The 22,077-nt window shown below is 66.4% G+C and carries 19 protein-coding genes; 12 read left to right on the forward strand and 7 right to left on the reverse strand.

What is annotated here, in order from left to right; all coding sequences use genetic code 11:
• Positions 1–175: 175 nt before the first annotated feature.
• The 8 genes from AC4D6D_RS05065 to virB11 all read left to right on the forward strand — a co-directional run bounded on the left by AC4D6D_RS05065 (position 176) and on the right by virB11 (position 8,194).
• A complete protein-coding gene (locus AC4D6D_RS05065; RefSeq protein WP_491326764.1) occupies positions 176–550 on the forward strand; it encodes a hypothetical protein in 375 nt (124 codons plus the stop codon).
• A gap of 300 nt (positions 551–850) precedes the next feature.
• Positions 851–1,204: a TrbC/VirB2 family protein gene (locus AC4D6D_RS05070; protein ID WP_491326765.1), complete on the forward strand. Its 354-nt coding sequence runs from the start codon at positions 851–853 to the stop codon at positions 1,202–1,204.
• 3 nt (positions 1,205–1,207) lie between these two features.
• Positions 1,208–1,489 carry a VirB3 family type IV secretion system protein gene (locus AC4D6D_RS05075; protein WP_086490123.1) on the forward strand — a complete coding sequence of 94 codons (282 nt, stop codon included), beginning with the start codon at positions 1,208–1,210 and terminating at the stop codon, positions 1,487–1,489.
• Positions 1,490–1,514: 25 nt separating this feature from the next.
• On the forward strand, positions 1,515–3,932 hold the full coding sequence (locus AC4D6D_RS05080) for a VirB4 family type IV secretion/conjugal transfer ATPase (RefSeq protein WP_491326766.1): 2,418 nt from the start codon (positions 1,515–1,517) through the stop codon (positions 3,930–3,932).
• 6 nt (positions 3,933–3,938) lie between these two features.
• Positions 3,939–5,219: a TrbL/VirB6 family protein gene (locus tag AC4D6D_RS05085; RefSeq protein WP_491326767.1), complete on the forward strand. Its 1,281-nt coding sequence runs from the start codon at positions 3,939–3,941 to the stop codon at positions 5,217–5,219.
• Positions 5,216–6,067, forward strand: coding sequence for a TrbG/VirB9 family P-type conjugative transfer protein (locus AC4D6D_RS05090; RefSeq protein ID WP_491326768.1), 852 nt, complete (start codon positions 5,216–5,218; stop codon positions 6,065–6,067). Before AC4D6D_RS05085 ends, AC4D6D_RS05090 begins: the two co-directional genes overlap by 4 nt.
• 3 nt (positions 6,068–6,070) lie before the next feature.
• A complete protein-coding gene (locus AC4D6D_RS05095; RefSeq protein ID WP_491326769.1) occupies positions 6,071–7,156 on the forward strand; it encodes a TrbI/VirB10 family protein in 1,086 nt (361 codons plus the stop codon).
• Positions 7,157–7,162: 6 nt separating this feature from the next.
• On the forward strand, positions 7,163–8,194 hold the full coding sequence (gene virB11, locus AC4D6D_RS05100) for a P-type DNA transfer ATPase VirB11 (protein WP_491326770.1): 1,032 nt from the start codon (positions 7,163–7,165) through the stop codon (positions 8,192–8,194).
• A gap of 300 nt (positions 8,195–8,494) precedes the next feature.
• On the opposite strand, the gene AC4D6D_RS05105 is transcribed toward virB11, so the two are convergent.
• Both AC4D6D_RS05105 and AC4D6D_RS05110 read right to left on the reverse strand, forming a co-directional pair.
• Positions 8,495–9,976 (reverse strand): Ppx/GppA family phosphatase, encoded by a 1,482-nt coding sequence (locus tag AC4D6D_RS05105; protein WP_147218565.1) that lies wholly within the window; start codon positions 9,974–9,976, stop codon positions 8,495–8,497.
• Positions 9,977–10,024: 48 nt separating this feature from the next.
• On the reverse strand, positions 10,025–12,208 hold the full coding sequence (locus AC4D6D_RS05110; RefSeq protein WP_491327206.1) for an RNA degradosome polyphosphate kinase: 2,184 nt from the start codon (positions 12,206–12,208) through the stop codon (positions 10,025–10,027).
• Positions 12,209–12,344: 136 nt separating this feature from the next.
• Between AC4D6D_RS05110 and AC4D6D_RS05115 the strand changes: the two genes are divergently transcribed.
• Entirely contained in the window at positions 12,345–12,626 is a 282-nt protein-coding gene (locus AC4D6D_RS05115; RefSeq protein WP_491326771.1) for a DUF1294 domain-containing protein, read from the forward strand.
• A 3-nt stretch (positions 12,627–12,629) separates the two neighbouring features.
• On the opposite strand, the gene AC4D6D_RS05120 is transcribed toward AC4D6D_RS05115, so the two are convergent.
• The 5 genes from AC4D6D_RS05120 to AC4D6D_RS05140 all read right to left on the reverse strand — a co-directional run bounded on the left by AC4D6D_RS05120 (position 12,630) and on the right by AC4D6D_RS05140 (position 18,062).
• Complete coding sequence (locus AC4D6D_RS05120; RefSeq protein ID WP_491326772.1) at positions 12,630–14,210, reverse strand: carboxylesterase/lipase family protein; 1,581 nt, start codon at positions 14,208–14,210, stop codon at positions 12,630–12,632.
• Complete coding sequence (locus AC4D6D_RS05125) at positions 14,173–15,183, reverse strand: sugar kinase (protein ID WP_491326773.1); 1,011 nt, start codon at positions 15,181–15,183, stop codon at positions 14,173–14,175. The genes AC4D6D_RS05120 and AC4D6D_RS05125 overlap by 38 nt, the downstream gene beginning before the upstream one ends.
• 10 nt (positions 15,184–15,193) lie before the next feature.
• Complete coding sequence (gene kduD, locus AC4D6D_RS05130) at positions 15,194–15,949, reverse strand: 2-dehydro-3-deoxy-D-gluconate 5-dehydrogenase KduD (RefSeq protein ID WP_491326774.1); 756 nt, start codon at positions 15,947–15,949, stop codon at positions 15,194–15,196.
• Between the two features lie 104 nt (positions 15,950–16,053).
• Positions 16,054–16,890, reverse strand: coding sequence for a 5-dehydro-4-deoxy-D-glucuronate isomerase (gene kduI, locus AC4D6D_RS05135; protein ID WP_147218575.1), 837 nt, complete (start codon positions 16,888–16,890; stop codon positions 16,054–16,056).
• A 137-nt stretch (positions 16,891–17,027) separates the two neighbouring features.
• Positions 17,028–18,062 (reverse strand): LacI family DNA-binding transcriptional regulator, encoded by a 1,035-nt coding sequence (locus AC4D6D_RS05140; protein WP_491326775.1) that lies wholly within the window; start codon positions 18,060–18,062, stop codon positions 17,028–17,030.
• Between the two features lie 141 nt (positions 18,063–18,203).
• Between AC4D6D_RS05140 and AC4D6D_RS05145 the strand changes: the two genes are divergently transcribed.
• From AC4D6D_RS05145 to AC4D6D_RS05155, 3 genes are all read left to right on the forward strand, one after another.
• Complete coding sequence (locus AC4D6D_RS05145; protein WP_491326776.1) at positions 18,204–19,706, forward strand: UxaA family hydrolase; 1,503 nt, start codon at positions 18,204–18,206, stop codon at positions 19,704–19,706.
• Between the two features lie 86 nt (positions 19,707–19,792).
• On the forward strand, positions 19,793–20,608 hold the full coding sequence (locus AC4D6D_RS05150; protein WP_491326777.1) for a 2-keto-4-pentenoate hydratase: 816 nt from the start codon (positions 19,793–19,795) through the stop codon (positions 20,606–20,608).
• 103 nt (positions 20,609–20,711) lie between these two features.
• On the forward strand, positions 20,712–21,992 hold the full coding sequence (locus AC4D6D_RS05155; RefSeq protein WP_491327207.1) for an MFS transporter: 1,281 nt from the start codon (positions 20,712–20,714) through the stop codon (positions 21,990–21,992).
• Positions 21,993–22,077 lie beyond the last annotated feature (85 nt).

Here is a 22,077-nt window from a genome sequence, read left to right on the forward strand (position 1 = left end):
GAAGATACGACAAAATCGGTCGCTCCCCGTAAGAATGCTTAACCGACTCGTATGATTTGCGCTGCTTCAGACTGAGATTGCAGTTTTATGACACTCACGTCATTTTCTTGTCCGGGCCGAATTTTGGGGGGATGTTGCATTTTGCCAACGCATAAAAAACGAACGGGAGACTGCCATGTCCGTCACTGCCCTTGCCGCCACTCTCCTGCTCGCTCAGGCCGCCGTTACGGCCGCCCCGGCAACGCCGCTGAACGACCGGATCGATGTGGCCTACAGTGAACTTTCGACCGGGAATGCCGATGCCGCGGTTCGCAAGCTTGAAGCGAAGGGCGCCGCGAAGTCGGAAGATCCTGCCACCCTGATCAATCTCGGCGCCGCCTATGCCGCCAGCGGCCAGACCGAAAAGGCGCTTGCCAGCTACCGGGCGGCTGTGGCCAGCGGAGACCGCTACGACCTTCAACTGGCGGACGGATCGTGGGTCGATTCGCGCGCCGCCGCTCGTCTTGCACTGAACAACCTGCTGCGCACGACGGCCCATGCCTCGCGCTAAGAGTCTGTAGGAAAGCCGTCGTCCGGGCATTTTCAAACAGAGCCTGAGGTGCTTGGCCGCGTTCCATGTCCATATATGCCGGAAGCGGCGTTTTCCTCTTCGTCACAATCAAGCGCACTGGCCTTTCGGGATGCATCTGAACTATAAGATGCTTGCACAAAAGAGTGCGATGAGGGTTGCGGCGCCCTTTCCAGGATGACCTGAATTCTTGTGGCGGACTGCAACAAGACTGCCAGATTGGCCGTCTTGTCGTCACATTGCTGTCATCCGGATGGAGCACTGCGCCCTCATACGGAGGGCATGGTGATTCGGTATACTCAGCTTCAGACCCGCAAGGTACGGGGATATTTATCTCATTTCGCGGCCTTGGTTGCCGCTGCGTCCGGCCTTGTGCCCGGCATCGCCCAGGCACAGCAGGCCACCCGTGCCGATCCGGCGGGTTCCGGTCCGATCGTTGCGGCGCTCGGCTGGCTTCAGGGCACGCTGCTCGGCAATGTCGCCACGGCGGTCGCGGTGATGGCAGTGGCGGCGGTGGGCTTCATGATGCTGACCGGCCGCATGAACTGGCGCTTCGGTGCGACGGTCATCATCGGCTGCTTCGTGCTGTTCGGTGCCGGGGCGATCGTATCCGGCATCCAGTCGGCGGCGGGCTGAACCATGAGCCTTGCGCGCTTCCCCGTTCACCGCGCGCTCACCCGCCCGCAGATGTTCGCGGGGGTGACCTATAGCTTCTTCATCATCAACGCGGCGGTGACGACGGAGATCTTCCTCATCACCAAGAGCTTCTGGGCGCTGCCAGCAGCGCTCGCGATCCACGGCGCCGGATACCTCGCATGTCTTCGCGAACCCCGGGTGTTCGACCTGTGGATCGCCAAGGTCAGCAAATGCCCCCGTGTGCCGAACTGGCAGCGCTGGGGCTGCAACAGCTACGCGCCCTGATTTGCGGGGCGCGGGGGAAACGAAGATGGCGAAGAACGGAAAATCGGTCCTGAAGGGCTGGAGCGCCAAGGAAACGCTGGTCGGCGACCGACTGCCCTATCAGGCTTTGGTGGACGAGAACGTCGTGCTGCTGCGCGACGGATCGGTCATGCTGTCGCTGATGGTGCCGGGCCTTGCCTTCGAGACGGCGGACAGCGAGGAACTCAACGCCCACGTTGCCACGCGCGAAGTGCTGCTGCGTTCCGCGCTCGATGCGCGTTTCGTGCTCTACCACCATGTGATCCGCCGCCGCGTGCAGATCGCCATGGAAGGCCGGTTCGAGGACCCAGTCGCCGCCCATATCGATGCCCGCTGGCGCGCACGCACCGGCTCGGGTGCGCTCTTCGTCAACGACCAGTTCATTACCCTGGTGCGCCGCCCGGCGCGCGGCAAGGCAGGCTGGCCGGACAAGCTCTCGCGCTTGCTGCGTAATAAGGGCCATGCCCCCGCCGAGGCCGACCCTGCCGATGTCCGCGCCCTGCGCGCCGCCGCTTCGGCCATGGTCGCCTCGCTCGGCGCCTATGGCGCGCGGCTTTTGGGCGACTACGAAGGGCAGGCGGGCCAGTGCTCGGAAGTGCTGGAACTGCTCTCGGCGCTCTACAACGGTGAGATGCGCCCGGTGCGCCGCCCCGTCGAAGGCACCGACCTCGGCCACATGCTGCCCTATCGCCGCATCAACTTCGGCATGGATGCGCTCGAACTGCGCGGTGCGGCAGGGGCCACGTTCGGCTCGGTGGTCAGCCTCAAGGACTATCCCGACAGCACCGCACCGGGCCTCACCGACGCCCTGCTGCGCCTGCCCTGCGAACTGGTGCTGACCGAGAGCTACGCGCCCTCGGACCGCCAGATCGCACGCGAGCGCATCGACCTCGCCATTCGCCGCCTGCGTTCGGCAGACGAGGAAGCCATGGCCGAGCGCCGCGAGATGTCCGCCGCGCGCGATTCGCTCGGTACCGGTGCGGTCGGTTTCGGTGACCACCATCTCTCGGTGCTGGTGCGCGCCGATACCCTCGACGCGCTTGACGACGTGACTGCGATGTGCGCGGCCTCGCTGGCCGATGCCGGTGCGGTGGCCGTGCGCGAGGACGTCAACATGGAGCCGGCCTTCTGGGGCCAGCTTCCCGGCAACGAGGCCTTCATCGTCCGCCGCGCGCTGATTTCCAGCGCCAATATGGCCTGCTTCGGCTCGCTCCACGGCTTTGCGATGGGACAGGCGGGTGGCAACCACTGGGGCGACGCCGTGACGCTGCTCTCGACCACCAGCTCAACGCCGTTCTTCTTCAACTTCCATCAGGGCGATCTCGGCAATTTCACCGTCATCGGCCCGTCGGGTTCCGGCAAGACCGTGGTCATGAACTTCCTCGCCGCCCAGGCGCAGAAGTTCAGCCCCCGCACCGTGCTGTTCGACAAGGATCGCGGTGCCGAGGTGTTCCTGCGCGGCATCGGCGGAACTTACAGCCGCGTCGCGGCAGGACACCCGACCGGCTTCAACCCGCTCTCGCTGCCCGACACCGCCGCAAACCGTGCCTTCCTGCGCGACTGGCTGGGGGTGCTGCTGGAAGCCAAGGGGCCTGAGGAACTGGCGACGATCGCCGGTGCGGTCGATGCGGCCTATCACAACGATCCCTCGCTGCGCCGCCTCTCGCATTTCCGTGAACTGCTGGCGGGTGCGCGTCGCCCCGAACCCGGCGACCTCGCTTCGCGGCTCGATGCCTGGATTCAGGGGGGCGAGCATGGCTGGCTGTTCGACAACCAGCACGACCGACTCGACCTTTCGGCCCGCGTGCTCGGCTTCGACATGACCGCGCTGCTGGAAAGCCCGCGCCTGCGCACGCCGGTCATGATGTACCTGTTCCACCGCATCGACGAGCGTCTCGACGGCGAGCCGACGATGATCCTCATCGACGAGGGCTGGAAGGCGCTGGACGACGAAGTCTTCGCCGCGCGCATCCGGGATTGGCTCAAGACCTTGCGCAAGCGCAATGCGCTGGTCGGTTTCGCCACCCAGTCGGCGCGCGATGCCCTGGACAGCAAGATCGCCACCGCTCTGGTCGAGCAGACCGCGACGATGGTGTTCATGCCCAACGCCCGCGCCCGCTATGAGGATTACTGCGAGGGCTTCGGCCTTTCGCAGCACGAACTTGACGTCATCAAGACCCTGCCCGCGCAGTCGCGTTGCTTCCTGGTCCGCCAGTCCGATGCCTCGGCCGTCGTAAGGCTCGACCTTTCCGGCATGCCCGAAGTTCTGACCGTGCTGTCCGGTCGCGAGAGCACCGTGCGCAAGCTCGACCAGCTGCGCGAGCGCTACGGCGACGATCCCTCCGCCTGGTATCCGGTGCTGACCGGCTTCCAGTGGCCGGGAGAGGGTGACGAAGACGCCGCCTGGATCGAGGCGGCGGAGTAAGCCGCCATGAGCAGCGCCTGCGAACAGCTTACCGAAGTCGCCAGCGCCGGGGTCTCTCCGGCACTGCGCGCGGTCGATTGCGTGGCCAACGAGATGGCCTCCGCCGCTTTCGGCCGCCTGTTCGGCGCCGAGGGAGCGATGGCCCCGGTGCTGACCATCCTGCTCACGCTCTATATCGCCTTCTTCGCGATTTCGTTGCTGACCGGGCGCTCCAGCCTCGGCATCTCGGCACTGACGCCGCGCATGTTGACGCTCGGCCTTGTGCTCACGTTTGCAACGAGCTGGATCGCCTATCAGGGCGTGGTCTGGAACCTCGCGGTGGGCGGACCGGACTGGATCGCCTCGCAATTGATGGGGGCGAAAGGATCGGCCACGCAGATCTTCGGCGACCGCATCGATGTCGTTTTCAACGCCATTGCCGAAGCCTCGCAGAATGCGGGGCAGGGCGGCGGGGAAGCGGCGCAAGCAGCTACCGAGGGCGCTGCGCCCGCCAAGGCTGCGGCAGCAGGCGGCGGCGCTGCGGGGCTGTTCTCCCCCGACAGCGTCATGTGGATGGGTGCGCTGATGCTGCTGCTCGGCACCGTGGGCGTGCTGCTGACGGCACGCATTGCGCTTGCCATCCTGCTTGCGCTCGGTCCGATCTTCGTGGTCATGGCGCTGTTCGGCGGCACGCGTGGGCTGACCGCAGGGTGGCTGCGCGGCGTCGTGCTGACCGCGACGACACCGCTCTTCGTCGTGCTCGGCGGCGGTATCACGCTCGAACTGCTGGTGCCGATCGTTTCGGCGCTGGTGCAGGGCGCGCAGCTGGGCGAGATCGACGGACGCGCCGCAATGGCGCTGTTCGTGGTCGCGGCGGTTCATCTTGCGCTGATGGGCATGGTGCTCAAGGTTGCCGGTACGCTGGTGTCCGGCTGGCAGGTCTTCGGTCTTGCCCGCAGCGAGACTTCGCGCGGCGGGCGCGACAACGTGGCGCCTCCAGCTCAGGCCATGGCCGCCAGCGGACAGGTCCAGCCTTTCGTGCCCGCCGCCACGGCATCGCGGACCCCGGCGGTATCGGCCGCCAGCGCCGCTGCCATGACTGCCGCGTCCGTATCCGAACAGGGCGCCGCCGCATCGACGGGCGACCGCCGGACCGTCATCACCCAGGTCTCGGGCGGCGGGATCGAGCCGCTTGGCGCGAGCCAGAGCTCCCGCGCACGCGGTATCGGTAGCCGCTTCCGCGCCTCCAACGACGTGGCTTCAAAAAATCATATGGGCCGTGCTGCGGCCAAGGAGACGTTCAAATGATTCGCGCCCTGGCCGCGACGGCCGGTCTGGCCCTGAGCCTTGCGGCGGCTCCCGCCCTGGCCGACGAGCGCCTCGTCCAGCACGCCTATGCCGAGAACGAAGTCGTGCGGATCGACGGCCGCACCGGTGTTCAGGCGACCATCGCTTTCGGCAAGAACGAAGCGATCGAGAATGTCGCGGTCGGCGATTCGCAGACCTGGCAGATCACCCCGAACAAGCGCGCGGACCTGCTCTTCGTGAAGCCACTGGCCGCCGGTGCGCGCACGAACATGACGGTCGTGACCAACCGCCACACCTATTTCTTCGACCTCGTCGCTTCGCCCAAGTCGCGCCCGCTCTACATGCTGCGCTTCACCTACAAGGACGAACCGGCGGAAGCGGCACCCGGCGCCCCGCAGACCGCAAGCCTCGATCCGGACGAACAGGCGCTGGCCGCCGGCGATCCCGCCGCGCTGCCGACCGATCCGGCGGCACTCAACTTCGAATGGAAGCGCGTCGGCGCCGCGAAGCTGCTGCCCGCCCGCATCTATGACGACGGCAATTCGACCTACCTGCTCTGGCCCGAGAAATCCTCGGTCCCGGCGATCCTCGTGACCAACGAGAAGGGCGACGAAGGCCCGGTGAACTATGCCGTGCGCGGAGCCATGATCGTGCTCGACGAAGTGCCGGACAATATCATCCTGCGTTCGGGCAAGGCCAGCGCCGAACTGGTCAACGCCCGCCCCGTGGCCTCACGCCCTGCCGTGACCCCGGCACCTGCCGCAAGCAGCACGCCGAACGCCGGAATGACCGCCGTCGCCACCGCCGCGCCTGCTTCGGTCGGCGCAACGAACTCTCAGGGGAACTGATCCATGGCGCCCAATTCCACTCTGAACGAAAGGTTCGACAAGGCCGCCGCCACCGATCCGCGTGACGGCGAGGGCGCGCAGGTCATCGATCTGGCCACGCGCAACGTCATGCCCCAGGTCAGCCAGCGCAAGAAGGCCGATGGCCTCGGTCTTGCTGCCGGTGTGCTGATCGTCGCGGCGCTGGGCGGCCTGACGCTCTGGTCGATGGATTCGGTGCGCAATGGACCGGCCGCGCAGTCGCAGCCCGCCGCCCCGGCACCGGTCGTGCCCGCTCCCGCTGCGCCTGCGACGGTCGCCGCCGTGCCCCAGCCCGAAGCGACGCCCGCCGCGCTGCCCGCTCCGGCCCCGGCTCCGGTCCTTGCCGCCGCCCCCGGCGCGGCGCCTGCACCCGAAGCCAATCCTTTCGCCAATCCCACCGTCGTCTTCGACGCGGGCGGCAATGCCGTGACAATCCCTGCGGTGGGTCCGGCGGGCGAGGCCAAGGGCGGTAATGCCAACGACGATTTCGCCGCTCGCATCGGCGGCACCGGTAGCACCGCCGCCGCCTCGCGCACTTTCGACCCCGCGACTACGGTGACTCAGGGCACCCTGATCCCCGCCGTGCTGGAAACCGCGATCGATACCGACGTGCCCGGCTACGTCCGCGCCATCGTCTCGACCGACGTGCGCAGTTTCGACGGCAAGCGCACGCTGATCCCGCGCTCCTCGCGCCTGATCGGCCAGTACAAGAGCGGCCTTACCGCCGGGCAGAAGCGCGCCTACGTGATCTGGAGCCGCCTGATCCGTCCGGACGGCGTTTCGGTGAACCTCGGCTCGCCCGCCATCGCCTTCGGCGGCGAGACCGGCCTTCCCGGCAAGGTCAACACCCACTTCTTCGAGCGCTTCGGCTCGGCCATGCTGCTATCCGTCGTCGGCGGACTTTCGACCCTCGCCACCAGCGGCTCCAGCGTCGTGATCGGCGGCGGTCAGTCGGCGGCGGCGGCGGCGGTCCAGCAGAGCGGCACCGTCGGCCCGACGATCCGCGTCCGCCAGGGTGAGCCGATCCGGGTCTTCACCGCCAAGGACCTCGATTTCAGCCAGGCCCAGTGACGCACGATGGCCGATATCCTGACCCTGCAAGGAACCGCGCCGGTGCCTGAGGCTCAGCCGCCTCAGACCGCAGCCCGTTCGGTCTATCTCGACGCCTACCTCGCGCCGCTGCGGCCGTGGCTGGACCGCGAGACCGTAACCGAAATCCTCGTCAACCGGCCCGGCGAGATCTGGGTGGAAGACGCCGCACACCCCGGCATGCAGCACATCACCTTGCCGGAAATGGACAACCGCCTGCTCCAGCGCCTCGCCGAACAGGTCGCGCGGATCAGCCACCAGGGCATCAACCGCGAGCACCCGCTGCTCTCCGCCACGCTGCCCGGCTACGGCAACCAGAGCGGCGCCCGCATCCAGCTCGTCGGCCCGCCCGCGACCCGCGCCAACTGGGCCATGGCGATCCGCCGCCACCGCCTGCTCGAACTGCCGCTCGACGCTTACGACCGCGGCCCGATCGCCGCGCCGGTCGAAGCGCCGACGCCGGACCCCATGGCAGAGCCCATCGCCTTCCTGCGCGACGCCATCCGCCGCCGCCGGACGATCCTGATCTCCGGCGGCACTTCGACCGGCAAGACCACCTTCCTCAACGCCATGCTCTCGGAAATTCCGCAGCACGAGCGCGTCGTCCTCGTAGAGGATACCGCCGAACTGCGCCTGCCGGGCGCCAACGGCGTCGGCCTGATCGCGGTAAAAGGCGAACTCGGCGAGGCCAAGGTCTCGGCCAACGACCTGCTCCAGGCAGCCCTGCGCCTGCGCCCCGACCGCATCGTGCTGGGCGAACTGCGCGGCAGCGAAACCGTCTCGTTCCTGCGGGCGATCAATACCGGGCACCCCGGTTCGTTCTCGACCGTCCACGCGAACACCCCGCGCGGCGCGCTGGAACAGATCGCGCTGATGTCGATGCAGACGGGGATTGGGCTTACGCGGGCGGAGACGCTGGAATATGCGGCTTCGGTGATCGATATCGTCGTGCAACTCGACCGGCAGGGGGGGAAGCGGGGCATTTCCGCTATTGCCGAGAGTGCGAGTCTAGTGGGGTAAGAAAAGGGAAGAGCAGGGGCCATCGCCCCTGCACCCCGTTACTGTCGACGTTCGGCCTCGCCTAGCGGTATTGCGCTCCTTGCCGGGTTTTCAGGTCTCCCGGCGCGAATGAGGCGAATGGACTGGCTCTTGTGTCGGGCTCACCGTTTGTGGAGATAAGGCGCTCGGCCACGTTCCGACGCACCCTCTCGCCGGTAGACCTGAAAACCCGGCAATGCGCCCACCACCGATAGACGAGGCACAAGCTAGCCAGTACCGGGGGTGCAGGGGGCGATGGCCCCCTGCCTTCACTTCACTTCTTCAATCGACTAGAGCCATCCCACTGGGATCGCGCACCTCGCACTCCAGCCCGAGCCAGTCGGCCAGAGCCTTGTGGTCCTTGGCCACGCCCGGACTGTAGAGCGGGCGCATCGAGGGATCGAGTGTGAGGATCAGCTTGCCATCCTCGCCCCGGACCGAGCTGCGGGCGAGGCCGTGCGCGGTACATCCGGTCAGGCGGCGGCACAGGCGCACCGCGAGGCCCCATCCGATCGCGCGGTCGAGGTCTTCCTGCGAGGCGAGGCGGGTGAACTGTTCGGGCACTTCGGTCTGGCCGGAGTTGGCGAAGACGGTCATCGCCATCATCCCGCGTCCGTGCATGTCGAGGCCGATCCAGCGCTTGCGCAGCGCCCAGGTCATGGCTTCCTCGGTGCGCAGGTTCGGTTCGGTGCGCATCGCGGCGAGGGCGAGCAGGCCTGAGGCCTGGCGAAGCTGGCGGTCCTGCGGTTCCTCGCGGCAGACCGGGGCGGTCCAGCGGGCGAGGGCCATGGCGTCCTCGGCAGTGACACGGGCCGAGGCGGAGAACCCGGCGACGCTGGCCAGCATCGGGTCCTGCGCCTGGATTTCGGTGGGAAGCTGGGCGTGGAGCAGGCCTTCGCGCAGGCCCCAGGAGGAGAACACCAGCTTGGAAGGCTTGAGCCGGGCTATCACTTCCACCATCAGCGCGGCGGCATCGGGCAGGGTGGCGAGGCGGCTTGCGGAGATGCGCGGGTCGACGTCGTTGAGCTTGCCCTTGGCGAAGATTCGCGCGAGGCGCAGCGCTTCGGAGGCGGGCAGTTCGAAGCCGTGGGGATCGTCCACCGGGAAGTCGAGCGCGCGCATGGCTTGCAGCGCGAGCGCGCGCCAGGAGCCGCCGACGATGTAGAGCGGTTGGCCGAGGCGTCGATCCCAGCCTGCCTTTTCGAGGCCCTTCCTGACGGTTTCAGAGAATTTTTCTTCGCCCGCCGCGCGCAGGTCCGGCAGGCGCAGGGTGCCGAGCGGCAGGGTGATGCCGCCGGTGCTGCGCCCGTCCGCGATTTCGACGAGTTCGAGGCTGCCGCCGCCGAGGTCCGCCGCTACGCCATGCGCGCCGGGGAAGGCCGCGATCACGCCGGTGGCACTGGCGCGGGCCTCTTCCTCGCCCGAGAGCAGGCGGGGCGAGAGGCCGAACTCGCGCACGGCATCGAGAAAGACCTTGCCGTTGGAGGCATCGCGCGCGGCGGCGGTGGCCACGCACTCCACGTCCTTGACGTCGAGCAGGCGCAGCAGTCCCGCGAAGCGGGAAAGCGCCACCAGCGCGGTCTTCATCGACTTCTCGTTGATCGCTCCGGTCTTGCCCAGATCGCGGCCGAGCCGAGCATTGACCTTCTCGTTCAGGATGACGACCGGGGCACGTTGCGGTCCGTTATATACGACCATGCGCACGGTATTCGAACCGATGTCGATGATTGCGCGCTTTTCGCAGCTTTGGCTAATGCCGATCATTCCGTGTCAGACGAATCGCCCAGGAGCGGGCAGCCTGCGCTCCCTATGTCAGATGTTGCCGCGTCTTAGCGAGAGCTTTGGCACCTTTCGTCCACTGGCAAGCGATGCACCGCGCCCCGAAAGCGACGGGTTGGTCATGAAATAGCGGTGGAGATTGAACGGGTTGTCGCTTTCTCCCACGCGCTCGGAAGTGCCGTCCGGATGAAGAATCCACGATTGTTCGGTGTCGAGCAGGTTGGCCAGCATGACCTGGTCGAGCACCTGATCGTGCACGGTCTTGTTGGTGATCGGCACCATGACCTCGACGCGGCGGTCGAGATTGCGGCTCATGCCGTCGGCCGAAGTGATGAACACACGGGCGCGGCGATTGGGCATTTCCTCGCCATTGGCGAAAGCCCAGATGCGGCAGTGTTCGAGGAAGCGGCCGATCACGGACTTCACCGCGATATTCTCTGACAGGCCCTCGATCCCCGGACGCAGGCAGCAGATGCCGCGCACCACCAGATCGATGTCCACCCCGGCTTTGCTGGCGGCGTAGAGGCGGTCGATCAGGTCGGGGTCGGTCAACGAGTTGAGCTTGGCCCAGATTACCGCCGGTTTGCCGCTTTGGGCATTCGCGATCTCGGCGTCGATGCAGTCGTTTAGCGTGGCGCGCAGCGAGATCGGCGAGATCGACAGGCACTCGGTGACTTTGGGTTCGACGTAGCCGGTGATGAAGTTGAACAGGCGGCCGACATCGCGTCCGATCGCCGGGTCGGCGGTGAAATAGGACAAGTCGGTATAGATGCGTGCGGTGATCGGGTGGTAGTTGCCGGTGCCGAAGTGGCAATAAGTGCGATAGCCGCCGCCGTTGCTCATGTCGCCTTCGCGGCGCACGATCATCGAGGTCTTGGCGTGGGTCTTCCAGTCCACGAAGCCGTAGATCACCTGGACGCCCGCGCGTTCGAGCTGGCTGGCCCAGAGCAGGTTCTGCTCCTCGTCGAAGCGGGCCTTCAGCTCGACCACGGCGGTCACCGACTTGCCCTGCTCGGCGGCATAGATCAGCGCCGAGATGATCGCGGATTGCTTGCCGGCGCGGTAGAGCGTCTGCTTGATCGCGACCACGTCCGGGTCGCGCGCGGCCTGGCGCAGGAAGTCGATCACCACCTCGAAGCTCTCGTAGGGGTGCTGGACTACGATGTCCTTCTCGCGGATGGCGGCGAAGATATCGCCGTCATGTTCGAGAATGCGTTCGGGATAACGCGGGGAATAGGGCTCGAATTTCAGCTCCGGCCGATCCTCGTCGCAGATCGCGGAAAGGCCGGAGAAGCCAATCAACCCCTCGGTCTTCATGATGAGGGCCTTGTCGAGGCCGAGCTGGTTGCGCAGCAGTTCCTCTGCCGAAGGGTCGAAGGCGCCCTGAAGCTGGAGCACGATGACGATGCCGCGGCGGCGGCGCTGGATCGCGGTGCGGTAGTAGCGCACCAGATCCTCGGCATCTTCCTCGATCTCGATGTCGCTGTCGCGCAGGATGCGGAACACGCCGTGGCCGTTCACCCCGAAGCCGGGGAACAGTTCGCCGGCATTGCGGCAGATCAGGTCCTCGATCGAGATCCACGCCGCTTCCTCGCCCGGAATGCGCACGAAGCGGGGCAGGGGCGCGGGGATCAGGACCATTTCCATGACCGGCGCATCGTCGGCCAGGCGGGTCAGGGCGAACATCACACCGATGCCCTGGTTGGCGACGAAGGGGAAGGGGTGGGCCGGGTCGATCGCCTGGGGGGTGATGACCGGCATGACCTGCCCGAGGAAGTAGCTGCGCAGCCAGGCTTCGCGGTCCGCGTCGAGGCGTTCGTCGCCGATCACGCGGATACCGGCTTCGGCCAGTTGCAGCTTGAGGCCCGCCCAGGTGTCCTGCTGGATCTGTTCGAGTTCGAGCACTTTCTCGTGCGTGGAGGCGAGCGCCTGCGAGGGGGTGAGGCCGTCGGTCGAGATTTCCTCGATCTGGCGGCGTACCTGCCCGGCGAGACCGGCGACACGGACCATCAGGAATTCGTCGATATTGCTGCCGGAAATCGACAGGAAGCGCAGCCGTTCGAGCAGAGGATAGTTCGGATTGGTGGCTTCCGCGAGAACGCGCTCGTTGAACGCGAGCCAGCTTTTCTCGCGGTTGAAGAACCGCGCGGGCTGGGTGGAAAGATCTTCGGCCGCGCCGCTTTCCTGTTCTTCGATGGTTTCGCGAATTTCGAGCATATCCTGGGTCTTCACATCTGCTCCGTAACAGCGATTGCCCCTTGCATGCCATGATGACAGTTTGGGGGCAATCCGGCCAGTCTTGCGAATACCTTTGGGCTGGACGCCGCGGCGCCGGGCTGGAAAGGCGTGGGTCATGACCATGAATGCGCTGCTTGCGGGCTATCTCGGCCTGGTGAACCTGACCGCCTTCTTCGCCTTCGCTTTCGACAAGGGTCGGGCAATAGCGGGTGGGCGACGTGTGCCCGAGCGGCGGTTGCTGACACTTGCCGCGCTTGGCGGTTCGCCCGGCGCGCTGCTGGCGCGGCATGTCCTGCGGCACAAGACGCGCAAACAACCTTTCGTCGATCGCCTGTCGGCCATCGTGACGGTGCAGGTAGGCGTCGTGGCCGGGTTGCTCTGGGCCGCGTTCGCCTGATCGTCAGGTGCCCGGCTGCACGTAGGGCGCCCTGGCCCAGAGTTCGCGCTGCCAGCCGCGCGGGTCGTCTTCCATGCGGACCCTGTCCCCGAAGACCATCGTCGCGCGGGAAGGCAGGGCGTAGTTCGTCCAGTCCGCCAGGCCCGGCCGTCCGGTCTTGGCGAGGCCCGTGAAAGCGCCCATCATCGCCTTGCTCAGCGCCTGCGCCTTGGCATCCGTCCCCGAAAAGCTGCCCGGCGCGTCGAGCGTGCCGAAGACATAGGGAATGTCGTCGGTATGCGCCGCGCCGCGCAGGGGATCGACGGGGGAGGGGCGTTCGAGTTGATAGACCCATGTGGCCCGCGCGCCTGCCCTGGCGCGTTCGTCGGCTTCGATCACCTGCCCGGGCCAGGAGCGGCCTGCCGTGGTCGCGGCATAGAACACTTGCTCCACGCTCCAGCCCGGCTCGCGGGCGCGGTATTGGTCGATCACCCATTGCGGGTCGAGGTCGACCTTCACCTCGCGGCCCATGCGCTCGGCCACGTTGCTCCAGTCGAGACCTTTCAGTTTGGCTCCGCGCGGATCGAAGAAGGCGCGGGTCTCCTCGTGCGTGTTGCCGAGGATCATCGGTACCGAGAGTGACTGCGGAGCGGCATCGGGCCAGAACGGATGGCGCGGCAGGTTGGTCATGTCGAGCACCGGGCCGAAGTAGACCGGGCCGCTGCCCATCACCGGATCGGTGGCGGTCAGGCCCTCGATCAGCTGTTCGATGGGCATGGTGCGCAGTCTCTCGACATCGCCGGGCGCGAGCTTGAGCGCCGTCATCAGCGCCTGCGTGCGCGCCCAGGCGTGCATCGGCCCGCTGGCCTGTACTTGCTGTCCGCTCATCGTCGCGGCGGAGTGGAACAGGCCCTTGGCGGCGGGCATGGCCATGAGCGTGGCGATCTTGGCGCCGCCGCCGGACTGGCCGAACACCATGACCCGCGCCGGATCGCCGCCGAACGCGGCGATATGCGCGCGCACCCATTGCAGAGCGAGGATCAGGTCGAGCTGGCCGAGATTGCCGCTGTCCGCGTACTGGGCGCCGAAGGGCTTGAGCCAGGCATAGCCCAGCGCATTGAGGCGGTGGTTGACGGTGACGGCCACCACGTCGCCCCCGGCGGCCAGCTTCGCACCGTGTGTTAGCGGATCTGTGACCGAGCCGGTGGTGTAGGCGCCGCCGTGGAAATAGACCATGACGGCGCGCTTCGCGGCAGGGTTCGCCTCGGGCGTCCAGACGTTGAGGAACAGGCAGTCTTCGGATTGCGGCTGGTCGTCCAGCCCACGCTGCGGGCAGATTGGGCCGAAGACTTGCGCATCGATCCTCGGGCCGTCCCAAGGCTCGGCCACGGCGCGGGTGAAGCGCGCCGCGCGGCCATAGCGGATGCCCCGGAAGGCGAGCACGCCCTGCTGTTCCACTCCGACATAGCGGCCGACCAGAGGTCGAGTCGGAGATCGGGCAAGGGCAGGGACGGCCCCGGCGGCGAGCGCGACAGCTCCGCCTGCCAGCACGGCACGCCGCGTGGTTTCAGCGCCTGACGTCGCCTCCCGAAGCGGAAAAGGCATCGAGTTCTCCCTGTCCGATCAGGCACATGTCTCCGGGCAGCGAGTGCTTCAGCACCGTATAGGCCAGCCCGGCCTGTGCCATTTTCTGAATATCCGCGCCATTCAGCCAGCCATGCAGCACACCCGCCGCAAAGGCGTCTCCGGTGCCGATGCGGTCGACGATCTGCGTCACTTCGACCTCGTCGGTCTGGTATCCGCCCTCGCGCGCGTCGATCCGCGCGGCGATGCGGTGATGCGCCGCGTTGACGACATGGCGCGCGGTGGAGGCGATGATCTGGAGGTTGGGGAAGGCGGCGAAGGCAGCCTCGGCAGCCTCACGGCGGCGGTCCTCGCCATCGCCGGAGAACGTCTTGCCCAGCAGCAGCGAGATGTCGCGGTGGTTGCCGATCATTATCGTGGCGGCGGAGACCAGCTCGGTCAGCACTTCGCGCGGGTTGCTGTCCCAGCTTTCCCAGAGCAAGGCACGGTAATTGCCATCGAAGCAGATCGGCACGCCGGCTTCCTGCGCCGCGCGCACCGCCGCCTTGGCCAGCGTAACGCCGCCTGGGCCGAGCGCCGGGGTGATGCCGGAAAGGTGCAGCAGCCGCGCGCCGTCCAGCGCAGCGGCAAAGTCGAAGTCCTGCGGCGCACTCTCGGCAAAAGTGCTGCCCGCGCGGTCGTAAGTGATCGCGGAAGGACGCAGGCCTGCGCCGCTTTCGAGGAAGTACAGTCCCATGCGGCCTGTGCCGCCGGTGACGTGGCGCGTATCCACGCCCGCCGCGCCCAGTGCGGAACGGGCCTTTTCGCCCAGTGGACTGGAGGGCAGGCGCGTGACCATGCGCACTGCATGGCCCAGCGAGGCGAGGCCGGAGGCGACGTTCGCTTCCGCCCCCCCGACTACCATGTCGAGCGAATCACACTGCACCATCAGGCGGTGCGCGGGCGTGGCGAAGCGCAGCAGGACTTCGCCGAAGCAGGTCACATGTCCGGTCATGGGATCGGTCTTAGCGAGCCAGCCAGCCGCCGTCGACGGCTAGAATGTGACCGCTAACATAATCCGAAGCCGGGGAAGCCAGGAACACGGCAGCACCGGCAATATCCTTGGGGTCGCCCCAGCGTCCGGTCGGGATGCGTTCCAGGATCTGGCGGTTGCGGGTCTCGTCGCCTTGCAGGGCTGCGGTGTTGTTGGTGGAGATGTAGCCCGGCGCGATGGCGTTCACCTGCACGCCCTTGGCGGCAAGCTCGTTGGCCATGGCCTTGGTCACGCCGCCCACGCCCGACTTCGCCGCCGCATAGCTGGGCACGCGGATGCCGCCCTGGAAGGTGAGCAGCGAGGCGATGTTGACGATCTTTCCGGCGCCCCTTTCGACCATGCCCTTCGCCGCGGCCTGGCTGAGAAAGAACAGGGTCTTGAGGTTGGTGTCGATCACCGCGTCCCAGTCCGCTTCGGAGAACTGGAGCAGGTCGTCGCGGCGGATGATTCCGGCATTGTTGACGAGGATGTCCACTTTGCCAAGGCCTGCCACCGCCTCGTCGATCACCCGGCCGACGGGTTCGATCGAGGAGAGGTCGGCCTTGATGTTCACCGCCTTGCGTCCGGTTGCCGCGATCAGGGCGAGAGTCTCGGTCGGTTCGCTGCGGCCCGCTAGGGCGACGTCGGCACCTGCTTCGGCAAGCGCCACGGCAATGGCCTGCCCGATCCCGGTATTGGCGCCCGTCACGAGCGCGGCCTTGCCTTCGAGGCTGAAGGAAATCGCCATTAGTTCCGTCCTGTCCCAAATCTCGTCATTGCGAGCGTGGCGAAGCCGTCTGCAGACCGCTTCGCCCACGCGCTCCCCGTGCTGTCGGGAAGCAGGGCCAGCCCTTACTGAAGCTGGCAGATGTCCAGCACGTTGAGGTCGGTATAGTCGAGGTTTTCGCCGCCCATGGCCCAAATGAAGGCGTACTTCTTGGTGCCCGAGCCCATGTGGATCGACCAGGGCGGGCTGATGACCGCTTCCTCGTTGGCGATCACGATGTGGCGCATCTGGTCCGGCTCGCCCATGTAGTGGAAGATGCGGTCGTTCTCTTCGGGCAGGTCGAAGTAGAGGTAGATTTCGCTGCGGCGGTCGTGGAGATGCGGCGGCATGGTGTTCCAGACCGAGCCTTCCTCCAGGACGGTGAGGCCGAGCAACAGCTGCGCGCTCTCGCAGACGCCGGGGATGACGAGCTGGTAGATCGTGCGCTGGTTCGAATTGGCGAGGTCGCCACGGGCCAGCGGGTTGGCCTGCTCCAGCGTGATGTGCTTGATCGGGCAGGCCTTGTGGGCGGGAACCGAGGCGATGTAGTAGCGCGCGGTCTCGCCTTCGAAGATCACCTCGTCGGTGCCCATCGGCAAGTAGAGGCATTCCTTGTTCTGCATCTCGAAGCGCTGGCCGTCGACCGTGATCGCACCGGGGCCGCCGATGTTGATGATCCCCGCTTCACGGCGTTCGAGGAAGGGATGGCCCTCGGCGCTCTTGGGTTCGGTCTGCGCGGGCAGCTTGAGCGGACCCTGCGAGGGCACCGCGCCGCCGATCACGAAGCGTTCGTTGTGCGAGTAATTGAGGTTGACCTTGCCGTCCTCGAACATGCCGCCGACGAGGTAGCGATCACGCAGTTCCTCGTTGGAGACGCACTCCATCATGTCGGGATGGGTGGCGTGGTAGGTCTTGCAGAACACGGGGTATCTCTCCCTTGTGGAATTCAGTTCCGTATGGTGGGACGCTATTGCGCTTCAGGTCAAGTCTTATCCGGTCATGGTAACCGGTGTCAATGATTGGTCAAGCGCGTTTGTCCCCATGTCCCCCCGGCAGGCGATCAGGATGCGCGTTCGGGCGGCGCCACGGATGCGCGGCGCACGAGGTCCGACAGGAACAGCGAGGGCTGCTCGGAAGCGCCGCCGGGATCGATCAGCTTGTGCGCGGCGGCGGTCGCCATCGGCAGGATCGGCCAGCGCACGGTGGTCAGCGGCGGCCAGATATGCGCGGCAATGGCGGTATCGTCGAAACCGATGATCGAGAGTTGCTCGGGCACGGAAATGCCCTTGGCGCGGGCGGCGTGAAGCACGCCGGCCGCCATCTCGTCGTTGCTGGAAAAGATCGCGGTGGGACGCGGCTCGGCGGAGAGCAGGCGTTCCCCGGCGGCAAGGCCCGATTCGAAGCGGTAGTTCCCGCGTTCGGACAGGGCGGGGTCGCGCTTGAGGCCCGCCGAGGCGAGACCGTCGATGAAGCCCAACTCGCGCTCGTGGGCGGAGCGGAAGCCCTCCGGGCCGGCGATGAAGCCGATGCGGCGATGGCCGAGGCTGGTCAGCCAGGACACCGCTTCCTTCACGGCATGGCGGTCGTTCGAGGCGACGAGGTGGTTATCGTCATCGAGCCGGGCCGAACCCATGCGCACCAGAGTGCAGCCCAGATCGCGGCAGACTTCGGCCAGTCCATCGTTCTCGGAAATCGGCGGCAGCAGCAGCACGCCGTAGAGCTGCTGCTGCTCGATGAAGCGGCGGATATCGTCGAGCATCGTCGGCGAATGGCGGTCGACCGGGCGCACGACGAGGGCGAACTCGGTGTCGCGAATGGCATCCAGGATACCCTCCTGCACGCCGAGCACCATCTGTGCGTTCGGGTTGTCGTGGATCAGCCCGATCAGGAAATTGCGGCGCAGGGCAAGCGCACGGGCCTGCGGATTGGGCACGTAGCCGATCTCCGCGATCACCGCCTCGACCTTCTCGCGCGTGGCCTGGCCGAGCAGGGGCGACTTGTTGATGACGCGGCTGACGGTCTTCTTGGACACGCCGGAAAGGCGCGCGACATCGTTGATGGTCGGCTTGGTGTCGCGTTTGGTTTCGTCCGGCATCCTTGCCCCTTTTGACGGCCCCGCCACGCGGTTTCGCCTGATATGTTCTGAGCCGCTTGCCTTCCTGCGTGCGGAAAGGCAAGATGACACCGGTTTCCATATGATGGAAGTCCTCAATTTCGCGCTAGCTCCGGTCAGACGATGCCCTTTGAAATTCCCGCTTCGATTCGTATCCACCCCCGCGACACCGTGGCCGTCGCCTTGCGTCCGCTCGTTGTCGGCGAGATCGCCGAGGGCGTGAGCCTGCGGGACGAAGTGGGGCAAGGGCACAAGTTCGCGCTCGCCGATATTGCCGAGGGGGATACGGTGGTGAAGTACGGCCAGCCGATCGGCCGCGCGACCCGCGCGATCCCGGCGGGAAGCCATGTCCATACCCACAATGTCGCGACCGCGCTGGCGGGCGAACTCGCCTATTCGCCGCATCTGGGCGAAGGTGCGGGTCATGCCGCAAGGCCGGATACCGACCTGACCTGGCGCGGCTATCTGCGGGCCGATGGCCGTGCGGCGACTCGCAACGAGATCTGGATACTGCCCACGGTCGGATGTGTCGGCATGACCGCCGAACAGGTCGCGCGCGAGGCGCAGGGGCGCCACGGCGGCCTGATCGCGGCGGGAAAGATCGACGGCATCCATGCCTTCGCCCATCCGCACGGTTGCTCGCAACTTGGCGACGATCTCGACGGCACCCGCGCGCTGCTCGCGGGTCTGGCGGCCAGTCCCAATGCGGCGGGCGTGCTGCTGCTGGGCCTCGGCTGCGAATCGAACCAGCTGGACGCTCTGGTAGCGGCGGTGCCGGTCTGGGCGCGCTCCAAGCTGCGGATGCTTTCCAGCCAGTCGGCGGGCAACGAGATCGAGGAAGCGGGCGTGCTCGTCGACGAACTCGTGGCGGAAGCGGCGAAGGTCGAACGCAGCGAACTGCCGCTCTCGGCGCTCACCATCGGCCTCAAGTGCGGCGGTTCGGACGGGTTTTCGGGGCTCACCGCGAACCCCCTGCTCGGGCGCCTGTCGGAAGCGATGGCGGAGGCGGGGGGCAAGGCCATCCTCACCGAAATTCCCGAAATTTTCGGTGCCGAACAGGCTTTGCTCGACCGCGCGACCTCGCGCGAGGTGTTCGAGGCGGCGGCAGGGCTGGTGAACCGTTTCAAACGCTATTACCTCGATCAGGGCCTGCCGGTTTCGGAAAACCCCTCGCCAGGCAATCTTGCGGGCGGGATCACTACGCTGGAGGAAAAGTCGCTCGGCGCGGTGCAGAAGGCGGGCACGGCGCCGCTGGCCGATGTCATCGACTATGGCGGGCAGGCAAGCGTTCCCGGCGTCACCTTGCTGGAAGCGCCGGGCAACGATGCGGTGTCCTCCACCGCACTGGCGGCCTCGGGCGCGACGCTCGTGCTGTTCACTACCGGGCGGGGCACGCCGCTGGGCTTTCCGGTGCCGACCGTGAAAGTCGCTTCCAACCGCCGCCTGTCCGAGGCCAAGCCGCACTGGATCGACTTCGACGCCTCGATCGCGCTGGAGGAAGGGCAGGAGGTGGCCGACGCTGCGTTCCTCCGGAAGATCTGCGCGATCGCCAGCGGTGAACCGACCGCTTCGGAGCGCGGCGGCCAGCGCGCCATCGCCGTCTGGAAGCGAGGCGTAACGCTCTGATAACGCTGGATGATAAGCGATTAGACCGCTTTTGATTTGCCAATGACACCGGTTTCCTTTAACCACACGACAAGAACAACGAAGGGATGGGGATGAACTCCAACGAACAGGCGTTTCACGAAAAGGCGCGCACGGTTGCGGGTGCCTTCGTGGCGGCGCGGCGCGAAAAACGCGCCCTGATCACGTACCCCGGCGAAGCGCCTGCGGACCTTGCTGCAGCCTATACCATCCAGGATCTGGCCATCGGGATCGACGGGCGTACGATCGCGGGTTGGAAAGTGGGCAGGATCAACGCGCCCGAAGATGCCCGGCTCGGTGCCGATCGCCTGTCCGGCCCTATCTTCACGGACAGCGTGGTCACTGCAGCGGCGGGCGAGGCGCCGGAAATGCCGGTCTTCGCCAGGGGCTTCGCGGCGGCGGAAGCGGAATTCCTCCTCCATGTCGCGCCCGGCTGGGACGGCGTGATCCCGGCCGACGATGCAGCGACCCGCAAGGTGCTGGATGCCGTGCACATCGGTATCGAGGTTGCCAGTTCGCCTTATCCCGGCATCAATGCCGACGGGCCGCCGGTGACCGTTTCCGACTTCGGCAACAATGCCGGTCTGGTGGTCGGTCCGGTGCTGGAGGGCTGGGAAAGCGCCGCCTTCGAGACCATCACTGTCCGCTTCGAAATCGAGGGCGTGGAGATCGCCTCGGCGACGACCGCGACCATGCTGGACGGTCCGCTGGGAGCAGTGCGCTTCCTGCTGGCGAACCTTTCCGCTCGCGGCATCGATTGCAGCGGCGGCACCTGGGTTTCGACCGGCGCAGTCACCGGAGTCCATCCGGTGGTACCGGGGCAGGAAGTGCTGGCCCATTTCGAAGGGCATGGCAGCCTGGGTTGCAGGATCGTGGCGGCGTAGACCGCCTGGGAGAGATCGATCGGCAGGCCCGAAAACGGTGCCGCCGAAAAGGGAGCAGGATCAGATGAACGCAGGTGCCGGGGAAATCACCGAAAGCCCTCCGATTGAAACGGCGGTAACCCACGCGACCGCCATTCATCCCACCGTCGGGCGCTATCGCTGGGTGATCGTCGCGTTGCTCTTTGCGGCGACGGCGATCAACTACGTCGACCGGCAGATGATCGGCGTGCTCAAGCCCACGCTGGAAGCCGAGTTTCACTGGACCGAATCCGACTTCGCGGGGATCGTCTTCTGGTTCCAGCTCGCTTACGCCATCGGCTACCTCTCATTCGGCAAAGTGGTGGACGTGCTGGGCGCGCGGGTGGGCTATGCCATTGCGCTGGTGATCTGGACCATCAGCCACATGGCGCACGGTTTCGCCAGCGGCGTGACCTCGTTCGCGATGGCTCGCTTCGGTCTGGGCATCGGCGAATCGGGCAACTTCCCCGCCGGTATCCGCGCGGTGACCGACTGGTTCCCGCAGAAGGAACGCGCCTTCGCGATCGGCCTGTTCAACGCGGGTGCCAATGTCGGCGCGATCCTGACACCGCTGATCGTGCCGCTGCTGGTGCTCTGGTTCGATTGGCGCATGGCGTTCTTCGTCACCGGCATTTTCGGCATCGTCTGGCTGGTCGCCTGGTGGGCGATGTACCGCCATCCGACCGAGCACGGCCGCGTCACGCGCGGCGAACTCGCCTGGATTCAGCAGGACCCGGCCGACCCGGTGGAGAAGATCGGCTGGATGCAACTGCTCACGGTCAAGGAAACCTGGGCCTTTGCCCTCGGCAAGTTCCTGATCGATCCGATCTGGTGGTTCTTCCTGTTCTGGCTGCCGGGTTACCTGTTCGAGCGCTACGATCTCGACCTCAAGACTTTCGGCCTGCCGCTTGCGGGAATCTACCTGATCTCCGACCTCGGCAGCGTGGGTGGCGGCTGGCTATCCTCGAAGCTTATCAAGGCCGGCAGGACCCCCAACTTCGCCCGCAAGATCACGATGCTGATCTGCGCATTCTGCGTCCTGCCGATCTGGTTTGCGCAGAGCATCGACAGCGTCTGGTCGGCCGTGCTCGTCATCGGTCTCGCCACGGCGGCGCACCAGGCGTTTTCGGCCAATCTCTACACACTGCCCTCGGACGTGTTTCCGCGCGGCGCGGTTGGCTCGGTCGTCGGAATCGGCGGTACGGTCGGCGCTTTCGGCGGCATGGGCATGGCGCTCTTCGCAGGCTACATCCTCGATGCGACGCATAGCTACGAAGTGCTCTTCGCGATTTGTGCGAGTGCCTATCTGGTGGCGCTGGCCGTGGTGCATGTGTTGAGCCCGAAGCTCGCTCCGGCCAAGGTCTGACGACGAAAAGGAAGTTCCGGGGGATGATCCCCCGGAACTCTGCCCTGCGCGCGACCTTTCCGTCGTGTGCTTCTGCCATTCATCG

Source organism: Novosphingobium sp. BF6 (assembly GCF_058273105.1).

Coding starts and splice junctions, on each gene's coding strand:
- AC4D6D_RS05065 (WP_491326764.1), top strand. CDS start 176: ATGTCCGTCACTGCCCTTGCCGCCACTCTCCTGCTCGCTCAGGCCGCC.
- AC4D6D_RS05070 (WP_491326765.1), top strand. CDS start 851: ATGGTGATTCGGTATACTCAGCTTCAGACCCGCAAGGTACGGGGATAT.
- AC4D6D_RS05075 (WP_086490123.1), top strand. CDS start 1,208: ATGAGCCTTGCGCGCTTCCCCGTTCACCGCGCGCTCACCCGCCCGCAG.
- AC4D6D_RS05080 (WP_491326766.1), top strand. CDS start 1,515: ATGGCGAAGAACGGAAAATCGGTCCTGAAGGGCTGGAGCGCCAAGGAA.
- AC4D6D_RS05085 (WP_491326767.1), top strand. CDS start 3,939: ATGAGCAGCGCCTGCGAACAGCTTACCGAAGTCGCCAGCGCCGGGGTC.
- AC4D6D_RS05090 (WP_491326768.1), top strand. CDS start 5,216: ATGATTCGCGCCCTGGCCGCGACGGCCGGTCTGGCCCTGAGCCTTGCG.
- AC4D6D_RS05095 (WP_491326769.1), top strand. CDS start 6,071: ATGGCGCCCAATTCCACTCTGAACGAAAGGTTCGACAAGGCCGCCGCC.
- virB11 (WP_491326770.1), top strand. CDS start 7,163: ATGGCCGATATCCTGACCCTGCAAGGAACCGCGCCGGTGCCTGAGGCT.
- AC4D6D_RS05105 (WP_147218565.1), bottom strand. CDS start 9,976: ATGATCGGCATTAGCCAAAGCTGCGAAAAGCGCGCAATCATCGACATC.
- AC4D6D_RS05110 (WP_491327206.1), bottom strand. CDS start 12,208: ATGCTCGAAATTCGCGAAACCATCGAAGAACAGGAAAGCGGCGCGGCC.
- AC4D6D_RS05115 (WP_491326771.1), top strand. CDS start 12,345: ATGACCATGAATGCGCTGCTTGCGGGCTATCTCGGCCTGGTGAACCTG.
- AC4D6D_RS05120 (WP_491326772.1), bottom strand. CDS start 14,210: ATGCCTTTTCCGCTTCGGGAGGCGACGTCAGGCGCTGAAACCACGCGG.
- AC4D6D_RS05125 (WP_491326773.1), bottom strand. CDS start 15,183: ATGACCGGACATGTGACCTGCTTCGGCGAAGTCCTGCTGCGCTTCGCC.
- kduD (WP_491326774.1), bottom strand. CDS start 15,949: ATGGCGATTTCCTTCAGCCTCGAAGGCAAGGCCGCGCTCGTGACGGGC.
- AC4D6D_RS05140 (WP_491326775.1), bottom strand. CDS start 18,062: ATGCCGGACGAAACCAAACGCGACACCAAGCCGACCATCAACGATGTC.
- AC4D6D_RS05145 (WP_491326776.1), top strand. CDS start 18,204: ATGCCCTTTGAAATTCCCGCTTCGATTCGTATCCACCCCCGCGACACC.
- AC4D6D_RS05150 (WP_491326777.1), top strand. CDS start 19,793: ATGGGGATGAACTCCAACGAACAGGCGTTTCACGAAAAGGCGCGCACG.